Source organism: Pseudolactococcus yaeyamensis, from assembly GCF_054658615.1.
This window is the reverse complement of record NZ_BAAGGP010000053.1, coordinates 1-20,258: the sequence shown is the minus strand read 5'-3', so window position 1 is coordinate 20,258 and position 20,258 is coordinate 1. Positions and strand designations below refer to the sequence as shown.

The following is a 20,258-nucleotide window of genomic DNA, read 5'->3' as shown; positions in this document are numbered from 1 at the left end:
TGTCGCACTGACAGGCAAGACTTGCCACGGAAAGACTGAGGTAAACTGCAACAAAATCAGAGAACAGGAAAGCAATTTTTTTCTAAAACTCGTTTTCATGTCTTACTCCTAAAATAATTTTTCATTCTTTCAACGCTTCTTCTTTTTCTAACACAGATTGATAAATCTTGTTAGCTTCGGTATAGTCTTTCTTATAAAGGGCAGTACCGACCTTGTAAATATCGTCTCCTAATACACGATACCCTTCATAAATCTTCTGGTCTTCATCGCTTAACAACTTCTTATAGCTCGTTGTTTTGGCGGAGTTGCCAAGTGATTTGAATTTGTTTCCGACATCTTTCATGTCCGTCGCATATTCTTTGTGTTGCACTGCACCATCAGCTTTCATATCGACCCAAAGTTGATAATTTTTCTTGAAATCTTGTTCCAAATTATAAATTTTGGTATCAATGTCCCCCGCTTTTTTACTAGCACAACCCGTAAAAACCAGTATTGCCATAAAGAATAGCAATACAATTTTCCATTTTGAACCCATAAAAATTTCCTCCCTTCGTTAAAAATATGTAACAAATATCAATATAATTATAAGATATTTTATATCTTTATGCAAACGCTATCAAAAATAAATGTAGTTTTATTATACTTACTAAGAATTACAAAAATACCCTCTCAAACACATCGTTTAAAAAGATATTTTTTTATTTACACTCTAAATCATTACCAGGTTGAACTACCCCTGTTTCTAGCTAAAAACAAGGTAGTAATCCCCTGCTAAATTATCAATACTTCCTAACGGTGATTGGCCAAAACTTTGTTGCACAAGTAAGCCTTGAACCATTTCACCATTATTTACATTGACGGTACGTGTTCCACCAACAGTATAATTTTCAATCGCAACTTGTTCTGTACCTGTATTTGTTACTTGCGGTATACCACCTGTGATTTGAATTGTTGCTGTATTGTTATCGTTTAAAGTTATAATTAACTGACCCGTTTGAACACTAATCGCTTGTCTACCATAACTTGGAATCGATAAGATGTTTTTGAAGTAATAATCATAAGTAGTCGTATTGCCCCGCTGACTATTGATTGTTAAAGAGGTCACTTCGTTTTCTGAAGGCAGTCCATCGTGATACAGGGGACTTCCCGTCGTCCCACGACGATTTACTACTTCTGCACTGACAACTGAAGCGCTAGAAACTGAATCACTTGCACTTAATGTTTCTGCTGATTGAACTACTTCTTTTGACATTTCAGATTCAGGTAACTGGGTTGAGTTAGAAACAACTTCTACTACAGCTTCATCCTCAGGTGAAGAAATAGGAACACGTTCAATTTCTTCATTAGTTGTTTTTATCTCTATCATGTTGTTATTGATACTAGGTTTTGCCAAAGTCCTCACCAGGCGTTTATTCCCCCTTCCTGAAGCTTTTAGATAAGAAGGGCTTATAAGTGAAATACAGCCAATCAAAGCAAGAACGCCACCTAATAGCAAGATTTTCTTATATCTATTATTTGTCATTGTAACTATTTTTTTCATGTGTAACTTTCTATTTATTTCTACGAAAAAAGCAAGTTATTTCACTTGCTTTGAAAAGGATTATTTCGCCAATTTATTTTTAATTTTTGAAAGAATTCCTTTTTTATAAGCACCAAAGATCCCTAGAGCAAGCAATAGCATTCCTCCAAAGTAAGCAAGAATTGTCGTTGCTGTCTCACCAGTATTTGGAAGATTACCTAAAAATTGTTCAATTGGATTTTGAGGTTTCTCAGGATTGCCTGTGTGAGGTAAATCAGGATTTTCCACTTTAGGAGACCATGTCACGGTCGTTTCCTTAGAATCAATTGTCACGACTTTTCCTTTTTCAGGTGTTAATTCAAGTGTTCCTGTATTAGGGACTGTGATTTTCCCATCTTTATCCGTGTATTCTTTTAGCTGCTCTTCAGTTGCTTTACGCAAGTCAACATTATTGATTTCAACAGTATATTTTGTTTCACCGTTGTTGTCGTTAATGTATTTTAGTTCAACAACATTTGGGGTCCATGTCAAAATACCATCTTTAAATGCTAGAGCACCATTAGCGGTAACTTCTTTACGTTCCTTGTCTGTAGTGACATCTTTCATTGAGCCATCAGAGGCGATAGCGCCCCCTGTTCGATACACGTGAACTTCTTTTAAATCCAAATCTTGTCCAGCAAGGATTTTGTCTTTAATCACAACAGATTTGTAAGGCTGTTCAGATGCTTGCGGAACAGAAGCCTCAAGTTTATAGTCATATTCCGTGGTCTTCTCCCCTAAAGTCCCATCTTGAACATAAGTTTTACCATCATCTAATGAAACTGATTTACCAATAGCTGGTTTACCTGGTTCATTTGGTGGCGTGACCAAAGTTTTATTGGATTCAATATTTGATTTATCAAGATCAGCACTTGCTACATTTGGTACATAGGCAATGCCACCAACTTCATACTTACCTAAGTCCTTAAAATTAGCTTTTTCAAGTGAAACATCATCGATAGTCATAACAACTATATGAGTTTCTTTAGCCTTCTTCAAGATTTTTACAAAGTTTGCATCAGCATGGGCAACTAATTGACCATTTTCATCCGTAATTTTGAAACTTTTGGTCACGTCTTTACCATTGTCAAGAATTGTCACTTTACCATGTGTTTGGACCAATTCCATAGGATCCGTGATGGTAAATTTGGTTTGGATAGTATTAACTGGAACTGTGACTGTTAAACGGTACTTATAAACATCGTTTTTATGGGCCAATTGTTCCTTAGTTGACCATGTTTTGCCGTCATCTGCTGATACTTCTTTACGAATTTCAGGCTCAATTTCTTTGACCGTATGCACTTTAGCTGTATCTTCAATGATTTTCGGCTTATCAGGTGTTTTAGGATTAGTTACTGATAACGATCCTTTATTTGTTAAAATCGTATCAGTATCGACTGTTCCTTCTGCTTTTGATGTGATGTGGAATAATAAGCGGCTATCCGTGCTTGAACCAACGAAAAAGTACTTAGTCGGATCTTTAGGAACCCATTTAATTTTTTGACCATTGATAGTTGTTTTCCCTTGGTCTGTAACTTCAGCACCGACAGTACCATCGTTTTTCACTGTGTAAACTGTCATGGCATACTTACTATTTGGGTCAAATTTAATGCCAACAGGTAACTCATCTTCAAAATAATCCATAAGTCCAGTGTTACCTGGTGTCGTATAAATATCCCAGACAACAGTATCTCCTGGCATAATTGCTTGATTTTTGTAAAGTTTATTGCCATTGACTGTGACAGCAGACTTTAACTCAGGTGCTCCTTGAACTGATTGTGTAACAACTGCGGTAGAATCCGCAGATACTGGGATTGCTGTGCTTGCCGCTAAAACTTGTGGCGCAAGTAGCATACTAACAACTGCTAAACTTCCAAATGATTTCTTTAAATTCATGCTTTTTATCTTCCCTTCCTACACTACAATAATGATTGGTTCCTCTGAACCATCATTTAAGCTACCAAATGATTTGACATAAAATTCTTGATATCGAACTCCCCCATTAATAACTTCTTTGAGTAATACCTGAATGGGTTTGATCTGACAATCTTTCTCTTTGAACTTAGAAACGATTGAAACAACCAAATTCTTTTCATCATCTGTTACAGCCTCAGATTCTGGCTTTAGTTCAAAAGCAGAAATTCCTTTTACCTCATAATCTCGTTCTTCATCAGCTACCTCTGAAATAGTACCTAGACCAATCAGATGACCAGCTGGATTTAAAATTTTAAGCATTAGTTCTCCTTGAGTTAATATATTTAATTTACTTACTCATTTTCTCAATAATAAAAGTTGATACAAAAAAAGGCACAAAAAAATCACGATTCCTCGTGATCATTTACTACTAATTTTTGATATTGACTAAATTAGAGAGTTTTCCTGTGGTTTTATCAAAATTAACAATATATAAATTTTTTGCGACTGTTTCTTTAGAACCACCAACACTAACCGAAACAGTCGCAACAACGACTGCTTGGTTATTTTCATTCAGGTAAATCTCTATGTTGTCCAACTTAGAGATATTTTCAACTGATGAAGTTTCTACTGAAGAATTCATACCACCATAAAATGCGTTAATAAAATCTTGCGTTGCAACTGCCCTGAGCCGCTCAATTCTCTTAGTGTAGGTATCGATCGTAGAGTTATAAGTATCAATTATTCCAAAAGCCGTAATCAAAGCCTCTTTAAATGATTCTGTATCATTTTTTGGGGGCTCTGTTTTTTCTGGTTCATTTTGAATATTTGAATTCTTAATTTCTTCTTGTGAAGATTCCGATTGTTTTGGTTTCTCATTTTCAACGGATTCCCCTACTTTTGATTTTTTTGCCGATGTTTTCAACTGTTTTTCGAGTTTTTCAACTTGATTATGCAACTGATGATTTTCATTAATTGTCACAACTCCGTAAACTACTACACCAAAACCTATCAAAAAAGCAAATATCAGGATAATTTTCTCTTTATTAAATGTCATCTTTTTAACCTTTCTGTGCAAAATCAATATAAATGATTTGATCTGCAATTGATTTTGAAAGCACTCGCCAAGTTCGTTGAGCTCCCTTAACGTTTGTCTCTGATATCAGGATAGAGCCATCATCATTGACATACTCAACCACGGCTATGTGCCCGTATGTTGAATCTGAACCTGCAAGACCTGGTGGAAACGAAGCTGCATAGCCCGCTTTAGGTGTCCCACCCGTTTGAACGTGATAGCCTAGGCCTTTCGCTGTATCACCCCATTGCCCACCATTACCTGGATATAAAACAACAACTGGCTTACCTAATTGGGATAGACGATTGTAGGCTCCCCAAGTACACTGAGGTTGTTCATAGGTATTACCTTCATAATTTTTCGTATCTGGCAATACACTAATTTTACTCGCATATTCTTCAGGAATTGCATCAGATGCGATGCCGTAATCACCTGTTACATTACCTGAATTTTTACCACACTCGCTATCTTCATCACCTACTGACGAATTGTCACCAGAGCCTGTGCTCGGTGCACCATTACTAGATGCAATCTTAGCATCAAATTTTGACCTATCAGCTGTAACTGAACTACCATTGAACAAGTCATAGGCTTTTTGTGCGGATGCTAGTTTTGCTGCATCAAACGCTGCACCACGTTCATAAAATGTGAACCAGTCCTTAGTAGCCTGTGCAGTATCTGACTCGTTAAAATAGTCATCTCGCCATCTTGCACTCTTAAATTCACTTGCCCACACAAAATCATTTTGTGCTTTCAAATCAAGCCATTTTGGGTCTCCTTTAGGCGCAAACTTACTATAATGCGTAAATTGATAGACACCCGCACCTATATTTTCTTCTTTGTCAGCAATTGGATCAACACCCGCAGCTATGCCATTAGTTGCTTCATCATTGCCCATGTGCCCTTGGGCACGGTCAACAATTGCAAACCCACCTTCGTGTGCAATATTACCTAAAATTCCTGAAATTGAATGACCATTTAAGCCATAATCTTTCCAATAATCCCAAATTTGTTTGGCATTTTGATAGGCTTTGGTATTAGGTTGAGTCCAGTCGGAAGTGATGGGGTCAACAACATTAATCTCATCAGCATTTGCGACATTATCATCAATCTCACAACCATTGCCACTACCTGAAGCACCTCCTGATGCAGTAATTAAAGTCACAATCAAAAGTAGTGCCATTAACAAGCCGCCAACCGAAGTAAGGCCTCCTACTACACTACCGACAAGCCATTTCTTTGCTTTTTTCTTTGCTAAATCACTAAACATCATCTACCTCGCTCAGTTTTGGCATTTTGAGGTAAATTAGGTTGAGTTTTTAAATGCCGAAGTTCATCTGCCCAATTTTGGGTTTGTTTGGGAAAATTAGTGAAAACTTTAAAATCAGGATTATTCTTGAAAATTGGTAATTCTTGAATTTCTTTAGCTGCAACTTTGCTATATTCATCTGTATTTATTGCAAATACAATTTGAGCAGGATTATCACCAGTCATCGTTTTAAAATCTTGAATTGTTTGTTCAAAATCTGATGCTTTAAAACCATGAAAAGCTTGAAACATCACATTATTGTTGGTTGCGAATTTTTGAGACAATTCATAGTATGAGATAAGTTCAACTGGATTTTCAGTAAAAATAATACTATTCAAAGATTTCGTTTTTACAGTATCTCTACTTGGAACAAGTTCACCATTTTCAGTCGCAAAACGAAAGCCTCGCTTCATATCATGAACAAAATCTACAGTTTTATACTTGTCTTCAGTGATCAGATGGTTATCAGCTAATGTTTTGACTGTTCCAAAATCAAAGTTTTCTTTAGCCACTAAAAAATTATCTGGACTGACAGGATTTGCTTTAGAAACAACTGGTAACAGTCCCTTTCTTATCTTCAACTCGTCATTCCAGTCATTTTTTAATTGTTCATCATGCAATGGTGGCGGATCTAGTAATACTGGAACCTCACTTTTTTTGAATTTCTGAACAAAATCCCGTCCTGCTTTATCATTATCAACGACAAGCGTAATCAAATTTGGATTATTTTTAAATACTTCAGTCGTTTTAGCAACCGTATCAATGAAGAGGTGAACATTTTTAAAATCACCTTTTTCACTGTACCTACCTTCAGTCATTAAATCTGCTAAGTAACGACTTACAGTATCCTTTTTAACGCCATCTAAAGCTACTAACTGAACATCTTTCAAACTATCTTTATGTAGCTCGTAGTAAGACATGAGATCAATAGGTGCTTCTGCAATTACCAAACGTTTAGGTTTACCAACACTGACAGACATCCCAGCTAGTCCATCACTATTCCAACCAATTTGTTTACGCTTTATAGGTTCTTTATCAAGATGATAGATAGCATGGTTGTCATCAATACCAACCATGCTAGTACCTATGATTTTGCCACTTGGATCAAGTGATTTGAAAACAATGACTGGATCTTTGTACCAATCTCCTTGAATACTTGGCACGTCTTTAACATTAGTACTGCGCATAGATTGAACGAGTACGCCTTGCGAAATGAAAAAGTCAATCGTATCATCTGACAAACCTCTTTCATTTTTGAGGTACTGTCTACCTTTTGAAAAACTCTTATCTTCATATTGGCCAAGTTTATAAACAAAAGGCTCTTGGGGCTTTTCAACGTATTCAAATTTTTGAAATTCACCATTTTTGATAAAATAGGCCGCATCATATTCAGGGATATCTTTAATTTCTTTAACAAGTTCAATGACATCACCCTGAATATCTTTTGAAAACCAATCAAATTTATTTTTTTCAGTATTAATCACAAAGCTATCATGCCAGTCCAATAATAATATTTTCCAGATGTTCCTTGTTTTTCAAATTCCACTCCCAATGAACGAGCAACATCAAGGATTGAAGTTTTTTTAATTTCTTTAAAGTTTAGAGGCGGTCTTTTTTTCGCTTGTTGTGATGCTGTTTCATCTGCTTTAATTTCAGTAGCTGGTTTTTTAACACCATTTTCTAAACCTTCTTGTTTCTCTGAAGAACCTTGTTGGGGCTTTTCTAAAAAGTCTCTGAGGTTAAACTGCTTGTTGTTCCCTTTTGGTTTATCAACCTCTTTAACTCCCAAGATTTCTCTTGCTTTTTCTACAACTCCTACATCCCATCCGAAACCAGAAAATAGCCATGTTTCCCCATTATTGTAAGTTTCTACTACTGCGACCTCATCAGCACCGTGAAAAGCTCTCTCTTCTAGCCTTTGAGCAAGCCAAAAAGATTTGCCATCTCCTAATGTGCTAACATAGTAATCTTCAGACAGCTTTAACTGTCTTTTGACTTCTTCAAGTGCCAGTTGAGCTTTAAATTTTGGTGGTTCAGCTGATTTTTTAATCGCTTGTTCTTGAATTATTGCTTGAGTACTTTCGAGAATTATTTTTAGTTCTTGGCCATTATCATGAACTAAATCATCGTTCACTGATAAAGTTTCTATTGCCCCGTTACGCTCACGGAAAACACCGAGAATTGTCTTATCTTCAACTTTTTCACTTATCTGCGATTTCAAATTTCTGTTAGGTTTAAGTTTTATAACTGAGGCTGGCATACCAATACCATCCACATCACGAAAAGCAAGTAATAAATCGTCATCTTCAGTTTTAATCGCTTTATCTAATTGAAGTCTTTTTAATTTTTCAACCTCACTTAAATCATCTAAAATAAAAGATTTTGAATCCACTACTTCAGGTATGAGCGGTAATACTGTCAACTTATCCTTGAAAGCAGAACTAACTAATATATTATCAAATTCCCCTTTACCTGTCGCAAAATCATAGAGTGTTTGACTAGCTGTTCTAAGTTCATCTTGAACATATGGCATAATGCCAGTCAAGTGCATAAAGTTTTCATCTTCAAATCTGACTGCCATATTTGAATAGCCTATACCATCTTTATAGATATAATTGATTGTAGTTTTTGATAAATTTTCAATGTAAAACTGAGCTGTTTTTTGTAAGCTTGGTGCAATAAGGTTCAGTTTTCTCAACTCATTTTCTTTAATTGGAAAATATCCATCTTTTCTGACTTTAATTCTGCTATCTTTTATGGTAAAATGAAGTAAATCATCAGTAAGAAAATCAGGTTGAGCTTGCTCTTCAGGTTGGGGTGCTACCTTAGCGTTACTATCGCTTAAAGAACTCGGATTGCGGTTAAAAGTTCCGCCAGCTGGTGAACTAGGCTCCTGACTTTGGTCAGGGGCTTTTTTATCGTTTAATTCTGCATAAATTGGTAACATAATACTTGAAATTCCTTTCGATTTTTGAGTGACGTGGTTGCGAGTTGGTCGTCACATATAAAAATATAAGCAACTTTCCGCTAGCAGTTCACCCGAGTCGTCTGCTTCAATAAAGGGATGGTAGGCTCAAGAATAAGCTTGGGCATTTTATTTTCTCTTTATTTTGATATAGTTGTCATTTGATTTTCTCTCCATTTCTTGGTATTATAAACTTAATTAGAGGGTGACTTTTGATAGGTTTAACCTTGTAAATAAAAAAATGAACCTATCAGGTGGACTTCGGTCCACTTTTTTTGTTATAATAGCTTTAATCGGTGAGGAGCACCGTTGCAAGATGCTCATTGAGCTGAAATAATTAGGCTTGCGACTGGCATTGATCAGCCAGTTAATCATCCATCAGCGGACTTCGGTTCGCTTTTTTTATACCTACCAATTTGGTCTTAACCCCTTTAATTTCACGCATTTTAAAGTTGTTCCTAGCCCATTATCAACATACTCTGCACCAAAATCTACACTGCCAAAGATATATTTAGCGCTCTCAACAGGTATTTTTTTTTCGTACACTTTTCCTAAGAAAGTAATTTTGTTTACAGAATCCATATCAAGAATAAGCGTTTCCCCTGCAGTAATGACTCGTAAATTAGCAAGCTCTTTCGGAATATCCGTATCAGGAAAAGACTCACTAACTGGACTAACTTCCGAAATAGATTCCAATAAAAATACAATCTCTTTGGATTTTTCTGTGTAATAACCATAAGGTTTGTCTGGTCTTGAAGCATCTGGTTTATGATAAGTCCGTCCTTTGGGATAGATATAACCTTTTATGAGATTGTAAATGACACCATTCTGATCAACAATATCTACATATCCCTCACTTGCATCAATCGTCCCCTTGATAGTCCTACTGCCATTTACTTCAACTTTAAAACTGAGTGGCACTGTTGTGTCACTAATCATGTCATTCATTTCCATAAAATTTGTCTCCTATTTCTTTTTGATACTATTAATTTTGCCAACAATCGGATTAAGTATAAAAAAAGGAACAAAAAAATCACGATTGCTCGTGACCTTCTCTTATGCTGCATATCGAGTTTTTAGTTTCGGTAAAATATCTTGTCCCGATTTCGTTCCTAAACGCTCTTTTTGCAATTCTTTACTCCAAATTTGAAGGTGGTCAAAACTCTTACCGCCATCTACTACAACATCTGAAAGTTTCATTCCTCTATGCAAACTTTTAACTGGAATATCCGATAAAGTCATATCCATATCGAATTCTTCTTGTAGGAACATAAAGCGATAAGGCATTTCTAAATCACCATGCACAAAAATGGGATCAGGCGTGATTTTATTTCCTTTTTGGTCTGTCGCCTTAACCCCTCTGACAATTACCATTTCCCCAGATTGTAGCTTGAGTAATTGATTTTTGGTCAAAAGAGGTTGAGCTTGCGTGCTAATATTTGGTTTACCTTCCTCATCTTGCACACCTGCTGATCGTTTTGTAATTGTTTTGGTTCCTAATTTATCTTCAAAGCTTTGTGCCGTTTCTTTACTTGTTGATTTAATGAAAGCTTGAATAGAACAATTTTCCACGATTGTTTCCGCAATATTTTCACCGTATTTTTCATTCAACTGTTTCAGATTTTGAATAATCATCGTAATCAAGATATTTTGGCCAAGACCAATGGACAATTTCTTATCCATATCTGGGTTGGCAGATTGGCAAACTCATCAAGGATAAACTGAATTCTATCCACTGTTTTACGGCCAGCGCTTAACGCTAGTTCATAATTGACATTGAATACCTGATCAATAAACAGGGAGACAATGGAATTGTAAACAACCTTATTGGGTGGTGTAACCAAGAAAATCGCTTTTAGTTTTTCCGAGTAACTAAAATCAATGTCTTTCTTCTCAAGTAGTGACCCTTTCGGACTCTTAGCAATACTTGTTTGAATCCCCTTGATAATTTTCTTACCACTGTACTCATCAAGAATATAAGAATTTTTACCAAGACCTTTTTTCTCATAGAGTTTTTTATTATCAAGTTCCCACGTTTCACCATTGATATCAATGATAATCTTGAATTTCTCTGGTAAAACAGGTGAAACTACAAAATTGATATAACCATTAATATCAATAATAGACTTAGTTTCTTTGATAAGTGTCTTGCCGTTTTCGTCCACAAATTTAACGACAGCTGTTTGATGCGCAAATTTATTAGCCGCATCTTCCATCGTTGAACTTCTAAAACGGACATTTAAAATTCTAGGGTGCCCGATTGTTTCCAATTTGATAGAATTCTTGCTGGTTAATTTGGCAATGTTATCTTGCAGATATAAGGTTAAGCCCGAGAAGAAACCAGTATAAATATTTCCCTTTGTTTCTTCGCTCGCAAAGTCGGTCCCTTGGAAAATGGCAATCGCCATATTTCTGAATTTAGAAGCTTTTTTCTCATTAACTTTTTTCAACTCTTCAAAATACAAAGTCAATTTAGATTTTTTCATCAACTGTTGTTGCGGCTGAGGATCCGTGACAATCTCACCATTGCCATCAACTAATACCTCTTGACTACCTAAATCTGTGATAAACTGCAAGATATTGCGTATCGTGATTGTAGCCCACGCATCATCTTCCTCATACTCTGTTTCTTTTGCTCGGTCAATCAAAGCAATCGCTGTGGCTTGGAAAAGTCCAATATTTGAATTCTGCCAGAATTTATCCTTAGCATCTTTCTCCGCAAAAATGGCATTGGCAACTGATAAAACTTGAGCCTGAACATCTTCATAATAGCCTTTTTTAGCGTATTCTACTGCTAATGCCAAAGGGTTGTAGCTCATAGACCAATCCATATTTTGAAAAGATAGAACTTCTACATCATAGCCACGTTTGCGCAATGTCTTATAAGAACTTTGATACAGTTCACCTTTGGGATCCCCGATAATCATGGCACTCTGTTTTTCAGCTCGACTGATAATGTCAAGCATAGTGTTCACGATAGTTTCACCTTTACCAGAACGTGTCATACCAATGATGATAGCATTGACCGTATCATCATCAATCAAATATTCACCAGCTAATTTTTTATAAAGACCAAGCACTTTTTCCGCTTGAGATAAACGTTTGACAAGTGATATCTTTGTCATTTTCTTTTTAAGCGAGAGCGCATAGAGATTGTGTCCCATCAAATGGCCCACTGGAAATCCACCATAACCTGAGAAACTTTTAGTTTTATCAGGAACAGATTTATACTCTTTTTTTAAGTCTTCTGTCGAGACAAATTGATCATCTCCTTCTTCATTATTGTTAAAGTCACGATATTTCTTGAAATTAAAATAAGAACTTTTAATCACAAGTACCACCAAAAAAATGAAGATTGGTAGAGAGATAATTGGCGCAGCCACAAACATTCTATAATTAAACAGGTTTCCATAAAGAAATACGGTCATATCAAATCCGATAAATTCACCCTTTTGAAAGTGGCTATTAAAGAAAGTGATGATCGTCACGAGGCTAACTCGTATAATGTTTGTCAGATAATTAGTCAATAGGCTCATTAGAATGAGACCAACGCCATTCATCATTGCAACGCTTTTCCATGTCTTAAATTTCAGCCATGGCTCTTTTTCCTTGTTAAGGCGTTGTCGTTTTTTTCTTTGAAAAAAGGGCATTTTAAGCCCTGAAAACAATATCACACAAACCGCAAGAAATTTCGGTAGAAGACTGACAATGTATTTGCAACAACTGAGAAATAGCGCAAAAATTTTAGACAGAATACTAACAAGTCGCTTACGACAGTTGAGGAATATTTTTTTCATACCTCACCTCTCAACTTAAAAAGGTAAATCATCGGCAAAATCATAATTAAACCCTTGACCTAAATCTTCTGGACTTGAATCATTGCCAACTTCTTTTTTAGATAAAAATGTTATCCCACCATATAAATCTGGGCTAAATATCTGAAATACTGGGTTTGCCCCTCTTTTTCATAACGCCGCTCCAAAATCTCGCCAACTATTAAGAGAGGCTGACCTTTTGAAATTTTGTCTTCAAAAAACTCTGCTTGTTTCCCCATCAATTCAACAAGAAAGAATGTACTTGTTGGTTTACCATTCTCATCTCTATGATTATTGCGTGCCGCAAAATCAAAAGTCAAACGCTTTGTGCCATTTTGATTTTCTTTCAACTCATTTTTACGACTTACCCAGCCATTTGCGATAAATTTTTGCATCTTAAGTTCCATTTCTACTCGCTGCGCTCGGCGAATCAAATAGTGATGAAAACGAGTGCGCACTCTCGTTCTATACGATATAATTGAATCAGATTGTGATGAGTTCGATGTGTTTTGCCCCTCAACTGTCTCGCTTGTACTTGTTTTTTCTGACACTTGTACCTCACTTGACTTAGCTTTTAAATCCTCTAATTGCTTTGAAAGACGTTCAATTTCTTCTTTTTGAGCTTTTTCAGATTCTGAAATACTTTGTTGATTGATGGAACCTTTCAAATCTTCATTAGCTTGGGACATTTTCAAAATAGATGTGTTCAAAATTTCATTTTGTTTATTGGATTGCTGATTTGAAATATATAAACTTCCACCAATGCCTCCAACTACCAGTAATAATGAAGCTGCGACAAGTAAACTAGTTAAAATTTTGCTTTTTTTATTGACCTGATTTGATTCCAGTGGTATCAAATCATGGTGTTCAGGGATATTGTTAGTATCTCGTTTGGCCAATTCTGCCTGAACTAACTTCTGTATATGTTTATCATAATCAATCGGAGCTACTTCATTACGGGGATCTTGAGATTCCATTTGAGTTATTTTTCCTTGAAGGATTTCAAGTTGTTCCTTTAGTAAGGCATTTTCTTGCGACTTTTCACGTTCAATTTCATCTAATCGCCTTACAGCTAAATTATCTACTGCATTTTTCTTTTCCCTTTCAAATTCTACTTGCATTGATTGGAAAATTTGAGTTCCAATTGAAAGTGCTGTAACCTCACATTCAGAAAATAAATCTTTTCGTTGTTTCTCAACTTCGGAAGACATCTTCTGCTGCAACTCTGATAAACTAGCTTGTATTTCTAATTGATGCTCCCGAATTTTATCATCTAATTCGGATACAAAACTTGCTTGTAAATCAGCTCTGGTTTGTTTTTCAATATTTGTTTTGTCAATTTGAAATTGCAGCCTTAACTTTTCAATTTCGGCATCTAATTCAACCTCCAACTTTTTAACATTCTTGCTAACAAGTTTTTGAACCTCAGTTTCCTGCTTTTTCTTAAGCATTGTTTTGATTGAATTTGAATTATCCAAAGTCTCTGATTTTTTAGCTAACTCAGCTGCGTTTTTTAACTCTAATTTAAAGGTCTCAGCATTAATCTGTTTTTGAATAACTGCTGCATTTTCTCGTTCAAGATCATCAATTTCAGCATTATATTTCGCCTTCAATGCAATGACTTCTGAAATATCTTCTGGATAAATCTCAAATCTTGGAAATTTAACATAATAACGTTCTTGATTAAATTCTGATGTACCAAATTCTACAGCCCTATCATCAAAACTTGGCAAATGCGAATTATTCGGGACACTATTAAAGTCCTCATGTGTATCATTTCCAGAGGGTGTGGGCTGTCTGATAGGATTCTCTGACACGTTCGTCACGCTAGAACTAGTAGCTTCCTCAAAAGCTAATTTATTAAGAGCCTCAAGGCTATCAACCTCATCTGGTTCATCAATCTGTTCCTTGTTTAATAGCTGCTCATCACTAAATGGCCCCACTGGTTCAGAACCACCTTCTGATTCCGTGATTTCTTCTTTACGAGAATCAGAAATTGCTTGTAATTTCAGTTGCTCAAACATTGGCACAACTGAGTAATAATCACCATTTTCCGCCTCATCTTCCGTTGGTAAAGTTGGAATTTCATCTTTAGAAAAATACTTGAGATACTCAGGAAATAGCTCGTTATTAAAGTAATCTATCTTATCTTGATAGTCATACTCGTCAAAATTTCTTGAATTAAACATTTCATCTACAAATGCTTTCATCAAGTTCTCGTAAGTATCCCCTGTAAAAAGCTCCTCAACAAAAACATTATCATCTGTGCTAAATTTTCGGCCCTCTTTTTGAACTACAAATATTGTTACTGAGGTATCAGGTTGTAGCTCCTCACGAATAAAGTTTTCCGCATCATCAAAATCAAAATGTTGCGTAATGTTTTCTCCTCGATTTTCTTCATCAGGATAATCAATTTGAACAAAATAGTTATCATCCGTCTCAAAGACATTCGTATTCTTTTTCTTAAAAAGCATTAGCTACCTTCTCTTTCATATTTTTATACCTTATTTTCTCAGTAATAAAAGTTGATACAAAAAAAGGCACAAAAAAATCACGATTGCTCGTGACATTTCTGATGATTAATCATCCCCCAACAAAACTCATTACCCATGGTACGGCTGCTGCAGCTGAGGCTACAATGATAATTGCAAGAACTACCCAACCTAATCTACCTTTTGCTTTTCGTTGCAAATCTTGACCACCTAAAGCGATAACGATACCCGCCACAACAATTACTAAGATAAAAAGACCTACTGATACTAATTTCAGTTTTCCAGTTGTATCTTTAGCAATCTTGTCTACCTTGTTAAATGGATCTTCTCCATCCGCCAAGGCAACACTCGGAAAAAGGACAAGTGCATTAACCAGGTTAAACGTTAAAAATACCTTGATTTTGTTGAAACGTTCTTTCATTTTCATGAAAAACTCCTCCTAATAAAAAATTTGTATTACAGTTTCATTTTCCCAAGAATTTAAAAGGGTAGAAAAAAAGGCACAAAAAAAACACGATTTCTCGTGAAATTTCCTAAATAATTGTAAATTCAAGTGTTCTCTTATCAACAACCTCACCTTTATCAGGATCTGGCTTTTGACCAATTGTCTTGATGATGATTGTATGTTGGTCATCATCAGTTATCTTCAGACTTAATTCAGAAACTGGTGCTAAAATCCTCTTATTGATAAGTCTTGCAAGAGGCCTTGCACCATTATTCATATCTGTTCCAACATCAGCCAGAAAATCAATTAACTGTTCATCCCATTCAAGATTCAAATTCTTCTTGGCAATTCGTTTATTGATATTATCCAAATTTTTAACCGCAATCTCCTTAATGACATCACGATTCAACATTTTAAAAATCGCCTTATACTCAATACGATTAATGAATTCTGGCCGAAATACATTTTGCAGTTCAATGTCCATCGACTCAATGAATTGCAAGAAATCACGTTCATTTAATTGATCAATATCTCCTTTTAAATCTTGCTGAATCTTGATTTTTTCAGCACCGATATTGGTGGTCATGATGACAATTGTATTCTTGAAGTTCACTAGCCGACCTTGGCCGTCAGTCAATCGTCCATCATCTAAAATCTGTAAGAGTAAATCATGAACTTCTCGATCAGACTTCTCTAACTCATCAAGTAGGATAATTGAGTAAGGCTTTCTTTTAACTGCTTCAGTCAAGTTACCTTTGATTTTACTGTTTCCTATCAGTTTTAAAGAGCTACCAGGTTGAGAATACTCGCTCATATCAAACCTAATTAAGGCACTCTCATCATCAAATAAAACTTCCGCTAAGGCTTTACCTGTCTCGGTTTTACCAACACCAGTTGTTCCTAAAAGCATGGCAGTCATTATTGGTTTATTTTCATCTTGCAAACCAGCCTTTGAAATTGTAATCGCATCAGAAATTGAAGCGATGGCAAAATCTTGTCCTTTAACTCGTTGTTTAAGGATTGGCTTAATATCTTTGAGTCGCTCCGAATCATCTTTTAAAATCGTTGTGACAGGAATCCCTGTCCGAACCTGCAATACTTCAGCAACTTCAATATCAGTTATACTCGTTTGATGTTTGATAACCGCATAGCTCATTGCTTCATCGATTAAATCAAACGCTTTATCTGGTAAAAATCTATCAGGAATGTATCGAACTGATAAATTTACAGCCTCTTCAACTGCAATATCTGTAACTTTCACGCCATAAAAGCGCTCAAAATTACTCCTAGCACCACCAAGAATTGATTTAGCTTGTTTAGGTGTAGGTTCAGAGACGACAATTGTCTGAAAGCGACGTTCCAGAGCTTTATCTTGCTCAATAGATTCATGGTATTCATCAAGAGTCGTTGCACCAATTAATTTTATTTCTCCACGTGCAAGTACTGGCTTGATCACATTACTAGCATCAAGAAATCTACCATCTCCACCTACACCAACTAGCGTATGAATTTCATCAATAAAGATGATATTCTCATTAGCTGTTTCAACTAATTCCTCAATAATCCTTTTAAATTTCGAAATAAAATTACCGTCTTCATTCTCATTCATCAGGTTTGATAATTCTAAGTTACGGATTGTCATGCCACGTAAATTGTCAGTGACATTTCCTAGAATCGTTTGCCTTACAAAACCTTCAATAATCGCTGTTTTACCTGTACCTGCCTCACCAATTAACAAGGGGGCATTTTTCGATTTACGAATCAAAGAAACCTCAATTTTTTCGATTTCTTTCTCACGTTCAAATACCTTATAATTATCAGGGTTTTTAGCGATTTTTTCTGTCAGATTTTCTGTGTATTTATCGAGAAACGGTGTTGAGGTATCATCAACAATTTGAAATTCTGCATCAAAACCAGTAAAAAAATCTAATCCATCCATATCAACGTATCTGTCCTTTCGGTCTGTTATCTACGATACCACTTACAAGTTCCGCTATTTCAGTATTCCTTGCATTAACCATCACCGTTTCAGCGGAAGGAACATTAGGATTGATTGCCTCAATGTCTACTCGATTCGTTTTTGTATCACGTGCAAGCATACCAATTGGGCGATTTTTCCTAAATGATGAATTTTCGATTGCAAAATATTCAGCCTTTTCATCTGGGAATGGTTTTATTACAACATCCAATTGTTTTACTCCTAGTAATTCTTCAAGTGTCTCAGGCGATTTGTCTCCAACCATAAATTGATGATTTGAACCATCTTCAAAAATGACAGTATGCTCTTTATTTATGCTTTGTGTTAGGAATTCATGATTTATCTTAGCTTGTTTGACAGTTTCAGTGTTATCATCTACTCGATACTGTTCAACTAATTGCTGATAGTTAAGTTTAGTCCATTCAATTTTATTTTGTTCATCCACAACATTGGACAAACCATCATCTCTAATCTCTAACGGATACATCCGATGTTGGACGGTAAAATCAAACCTATGTTTGGGATTGAGTTTTTCGATAAATTCCTCTGCTATTTTTTCATTGTCAAACGAAGCAATTCTTTTGTAATAGGAATGTTTGTAATCTGATTCATCTGGCTTATCTGACATTGTTTTCATGACGACCTGATAATTTGAATAATAACTATGTTTTTCAGCCATTTCTCTTCTTTTGTCATAATACCCTCTGGTCCTCCCACTATGATAACCAGTAGAAAATACTTCTTCATATTTGGGTAAATTAGATAATGGACTGAGTGTTCCAGAATAACTAGCTTTAATTTGGTAATGTAGATAACGCTTTAAGATTTCTTTATCTGCATTAATTTCAACCATAAAAGGCATTAAATTTTCATTACGAGTAGCATCGTTTCCAACTTGCTGAATATTTTGGCTATAGTGTTGCCAATAATCTCCGTTATAAAACTTAAAATCTAGCAACTCTTTTCTAGGTTGATATATCAATCCTATGGCTTCTATCCCGTAACCATTCTGATATTCTTCCATTGAATCAATATGATTCGCTCGAGCTGGCAACCATCTATTCCAAAAATAATCATTGATTTTTTCTGCTGCACGATTTAAATTGTCTTCAGAACAAATTTTGTCCAAATTTGCGATTGTATCAAATTTATAAGCCCTGCGAATGGTATCTAAATATTTTTCATCATCTGCTTTTGGCATTTCAGAATGTTCATCTAAATAATTTTGGAGAATTGTCATATCTTCATCGCTCGGAGATGATATTTTATCTCGTTTAAATTCTGATTTAAATTGATTAAAGTACTCTATTGCTTTTGACATTTACCTTACCTGTCCTTTCGGTCTGTTATCGCTTATGACACTTACAAGTTCCGCTATTTTGGTATTCCTTGCGTTAATCATCACCGTTTCAGCGGAAGGAACATTAGGATTGATTGCCTCAATGTCTACTTGATTGGTTTTCAGATTATGTGCAATCATGCCCACTGGTTCCTTTTCGAAATTCTCAGTATTTTCAATAGTAAAAGGAATTGAAGAATTATCTGATGGCAGAATTTTGATTCCCATAGGTTTATTTAAAGCCTCTTCAATCGTTTTTGGTGCTTCATCACCCACATAAAAAATATATTTAACACCGTCTGAGAAAACTATGCAATAATCTTTATCTGTACTTTGACTCAAAAATTCCTGATTAGCTAATGTTTCTTTTTTTAAGGCACTAGGATTATCCTTCATCAAGGGTTCAGGTCTATTGTTATGGAACGTGTAGCCTTCTTCTACTAACTTATCTTTTATTGTACTGAAGAGTTCAGTTTTATCTTCTCGGTACAATTGACTCTTTGCTCCATCCTTTTCAAACCAAAGACCATTAGCTAACTGTGCTAATTTTGAATTAGTCAAATTATCGTCTAATAGGTCACTAAATTCATGATGTCTCTGTGCTATCGCTTTTATTTTAGCTGTATATTGATGGGCATTATCAGTAACTTCATTAACCCTATAATCATCAAACATCTCACTTTCAGCAATCGTTTCAAAATTCAAAGTCAAATTACCATCCATGAACACCTCTACCTTATCCGATGCCAAACCAGCTGCTTCAAGTTTTTGAGCGATATAATTATCTTGGTCATCCAATACATCAAATACTTCAGAAGGAGAATCAGAGTCTCTTTTTTCCAAGTTTAAATCAAACTCTTCAAATACATCATATAAAGCCTTTACTGCTATATTAAGCTCTATGCTATCTAACACCTTACTATTCCCAGCAAAATCAATTTGATAAGCACTAAAAAAGATGAGCTTTCCATTTTCGTTATAAGTAACATAGTCAGCAGTATCAAGTGAAAATTCTTCCGTAATATGAGGTAATTCAGCCTTATCTAAATTGAGCACCTCATCAAAGCTACCAATTTCAAAATCATAGTGGTCAACCAAAGTCCCCGATTTAAGGCTCATTTCTTCTTCAAAATCTTTGAGTTGTGTGATGTGATACTTCTCAACATCGCCATCATCTAATTGATATGATGAGGTTGTTTGGTTGCGAACAATACCAAATTGCTCTGTCACTTCTATATAACTCTCCTCGTATAATATATTCTAGTAGTGATTAACCACTACGATTTTTACCTAATTGATATTAATTTTCACTTGACTACTGAGCCGTTTCTCAGAGATAATAGTTCTGGAATGGACTCACGGATTTTG

16 protein-coding genes are annotated in these 20,258 nt (G+C 35.5%); all 16 read right to left on the bottom strand.

Translation table 11 applies throughout. The annotated features are described in order from the left end of the window. Nucleotides 1-121 precede the first annotated feature (121 nt). The gene (locus ACYQ21_RS10365; RefSeq protein ID WP_460058331.1) at nt 122-535 is read right to left on the bottom strand and encodes a hypothetical protein; all 414 of its coding nucleotides are present in this window, start codon (nt 533-535) and stop codon (nt 122-124) included. 207 nt (nt 536-742) lie between these two features. Beyond that, nucleotides 743-1,393, bottom strand: a complete 651-nt coding sequence (locus ACYQ21_RS10360) for a hypothetical protein (RefSeq protein ID WP_460058329.1) — start codon at nt 1,391-1,393, stop codon at nt 743-745. A gap of 207 nt (nt 1,394-1,600) precedes the next feature. Continuing rightward, a complete protein-coding gene (locus ACYQ21_RS10355; RefSeq protein WP_460058327.1) occupies nt 1,601-3,454 on the bottom strand; it encodes an LPXTG cell wall anchor domain-containing protein in 1,854 nt (617 codons plus the stop codon). Nucleotides 3,455-3,472: 18 nt separating this feature from the next. Continuing rightward, nucleotides 3,473-3,793 (bottom strand): hypothetical protein, encoded by a 321-nt coding sequence (locus tag ACYQ21_RS10350; RefSeq protein WP_460058325.1) that lies wholly within the window; start codon nt 3,791-3,793, stop codon nt 3,473-3,475. A 109-nt stretch (nt 3,794-3,902) separates the two neighbouring features. Then, the gene (locus ACYQ21_RS10345) at nt 3,903-4,529 is read right to left on the bottom strand and encodes a hypothetical protein (RefSeq protein ID WP_460058323.1); all 627 of its coding nucleotides are present in this window, start codon (nt 4,527-4,529) and stop codon (nt 3,903-3,905) included. 4 nt (nt 4,530-4,533) lie between these two features. Next, nucleotides 4,534-5,817, bottom strand: coding sequence for a phage tail tip lysozyme (locus tag ACYQ21_RS10340; protein WP_460058321.1), 1,284 nt, complete (start codon nt 5,815-5,817; stop codon nt 4,534-4,536). Beyond that, the gene (locus ACYQ21_RS10335) at nt 5,817-7,361 is read right to left on the bottom strand and encodes a toprim domain-containing protein (RefSeq protein ID WP_460058319.1); all 1,545 of its coding nucleotides are present in this window, start codon (nt 7,359-7,361) and stop codon (nt 5,817-5,819) included. Before ACYQ21_RS10335 ends, ACYQ21_RS10340 begins: the two co-directional genes overlap by 1 nt. Next, nucleotides 7,337-8,803, bottom strand: coding sequence for a PBECR4 domain-containing protein (locus tag ACYQ21_RS10330; RefSeq protein ID WP_460058317.1), 1,467 nt, complete (start codon nt 8,801-8,803; stop codon nt 7,337-7,339). Before ACYQ21_RS10330 ends, ACYQ21_RS10335 begins: the two co-directional genes overlap by 25 nt. A 426-nt stretch (nt 8,804-9,229) precedes the next feature. Continuing rightward, nucleotides 9,230-9,775 carry a hypothetical protein gene (locus ACYQ21_RS10325; RefSeq protein WP_460058315.1) on the bottom strand — a complete coding sequence of 182 codons (546 nt, stop codon included), beginning with the start codon at nt 9,773-9,775 and terminating at the stop codon, nt 9,230-9,232. Between the two features lie 102 nt (nt 9,776-9,877). Beyond that, nucleotides 9,878-10,456, bottom strand: coding sequence for a TraM recognition domain-containing protein (locus ACYQ21_RS10320; RefSeq protein WP_460058313.1), 579 nt, complete (start codon nt 10,454-10,456; stop codon nt 9,878-9,880). A gap of 5 nt (nt 10,457-10,461) precedes the next feature. Continuing rightward, nucleotides 10,462-12,384: a type IV secretory system conjugative DNA transfer family protein gene (locus tag ACYQ21_RS10315; protein WP_460058311.1), complete on the bottom strand. Its 1,923-nt coding sequence runs from the start codon at nt 12,382-12,384 to the stop codon at nt 10,462-10,464. 344 nt (nt 12,385-12,728) lie between these two features. Further along, nucleotides 12,729-15,110 (bottom strand): single-stranded DNA-binding protein, encoded by a 2,382-nt coding sequence (locus tag ACYQ21_RS10310; RefSeq protein WP_460058309.1) that lies wholly within the window; start codon nt 15,108-15,110, stop codon nt 12,729-12,731. Nucleotides 15,111-15,219: 109 nt separating this feature from the next. After that, nucleotides 15,220-15,555, bottom strand: a complete 336-nt coding sequence (locus ACYQ21_RS10305) for a TrbC/VirB2 family protein (RefSeq protein WP_460058307.1) — start codon at nt 15,553-15,555, stop codon at nt 15,220-15,222. Between the two features lie 106 nt (nt 15,556-15,661). Next, nucleotides 15,662-17,512 carry an AAA family ATPase gene (locus tag ACYQ21_RS10300; protein ID WP_460058305.1) on the bottom strand — a complete coding sequence of 617 codons (1,851 nt, stop codon included), beginning with the start codon at nt 17,510-17,512 and terminating at the stop codon, nt 15,662-15,664. A 1-nt stretch (nt 17,513) separates the two neighbouring features. Then, complete coding sequence (locus tag ACYQ21_RS10295) at nt 17,514-18,872, bottom strand: hypothetical protein (RefSeq protein ID WP_460058303.1); 1,359 nt, start codon at nt 18,870-18,872, stop codon at nt 17,514-17,516. Then, the gene (locus ACYQ21_RS10290) at nt 18,873-20,120 is read right to left on the bottom strand and encodes a hypothetical protein (RefSeq protein ID WP_460058301.1); all 1,248 of its coding nucleotides are present in this window, start codon (nt 20,118-20,120) and stop codon (nt 18,873-18,875) included. Nucleotides 20,121-20,258: the final 138 nt, after the last annotated feature.

Bases quoted from the DNA above. Each gene is read 5' to 3' on its own strand.
- ACYQ21_RS10310 (WP_460058309.1), bottom strand. From the start codon at position 15,110: ATGCTTTTTAAGAAAAAGAATACGAATGTCTTTGAGACGGATGATAAC.
- ACYQ21_RS10340 (WP_460058321.1), bottom strand. From the start codon at position 5,817: ATGTTTAGTGATTTAGCAAAGAAAAAAGCAAAGAAATGGCTTGTCGGT.
- ACYQ21_RS10345 (WP_460058323.1), bottom strand. From the start codon at position 4,529: ATGACATTTAATAAAGAGAAAATTATCCTGATATTTGCTTTTTTGATA.
- ACYQ21_RS10320 (WP_460058313.1), bottom strand. From the start codon at position 10,456: ATGATTATTCAAAATCTGAAACAGTTGAATGAAAAATACGGTGAAAAT.
- ACYQ21_RS10315 (WP_460058311.1), bottom strand. From the start codon at position 12,384: ATGATGAATGGCGTTGGTCTCATTCTAATGAGCCTATTGACTAATTAT.
- ACYQ21_RS10355 (WP_460058327.1), bottom strand. From the start codon at position 3,454: ATGAATTTAAAGAAATCATTTGGAAGTTTAGCAGTTGTTAGTATGCTA.
- ACYQ21_RS10300 (WP_460058305.1), bottom strand. From the start codon at position 17,512: ATGGATGGATTAGATTTTTTTACTGGTTTTGATGCAGAATTTCAAATT.
- ACYQ21_RS10305 (WP_460058307.1), bottom strand. From the start codon at position 15,555: ATGAAAATGAAAGAACGTTTCAACAAAATCAAGGTATTTTTAACGTTT.
- ACYQ21_RS10350 (WP_460058325.1), bottom strand. From the start codon at position 3,793: ATGCTTAAAATTTTAAATCCAGCTGGTCATCTGATTGGTCTAGGTACT.
- ACYQ21_RS10295 (WP_460058303.1), bottom strand. From the start codon at position 18,872: ATGTCAAAAGCAATAGAGTACTTTAATCAATTTAAATCAGAATTTAAA.
- ACYQ21_RS10330 (WP_460058317.1), bottom strand. From the start codon at position 8,803: ATGTTACCAATTTATGCAGAATTAAACGATAAAAAAGCCCCTGACCAA.
- ACYQ21_RS10325 (WP_460058315.1), bottom strand. From the start codon at position 9,775: ATGGAAATGAATGACATGATTAGTGACACAACAGTGCCACTCAGTTTT.
- ACYQ21_RS10365 (WP_460058331.1), bottom strand. From the start codon at position 535: ATGGGTTCAAAATGGAAAATTGTATTGCTATTCTTTATGGCAATACTG.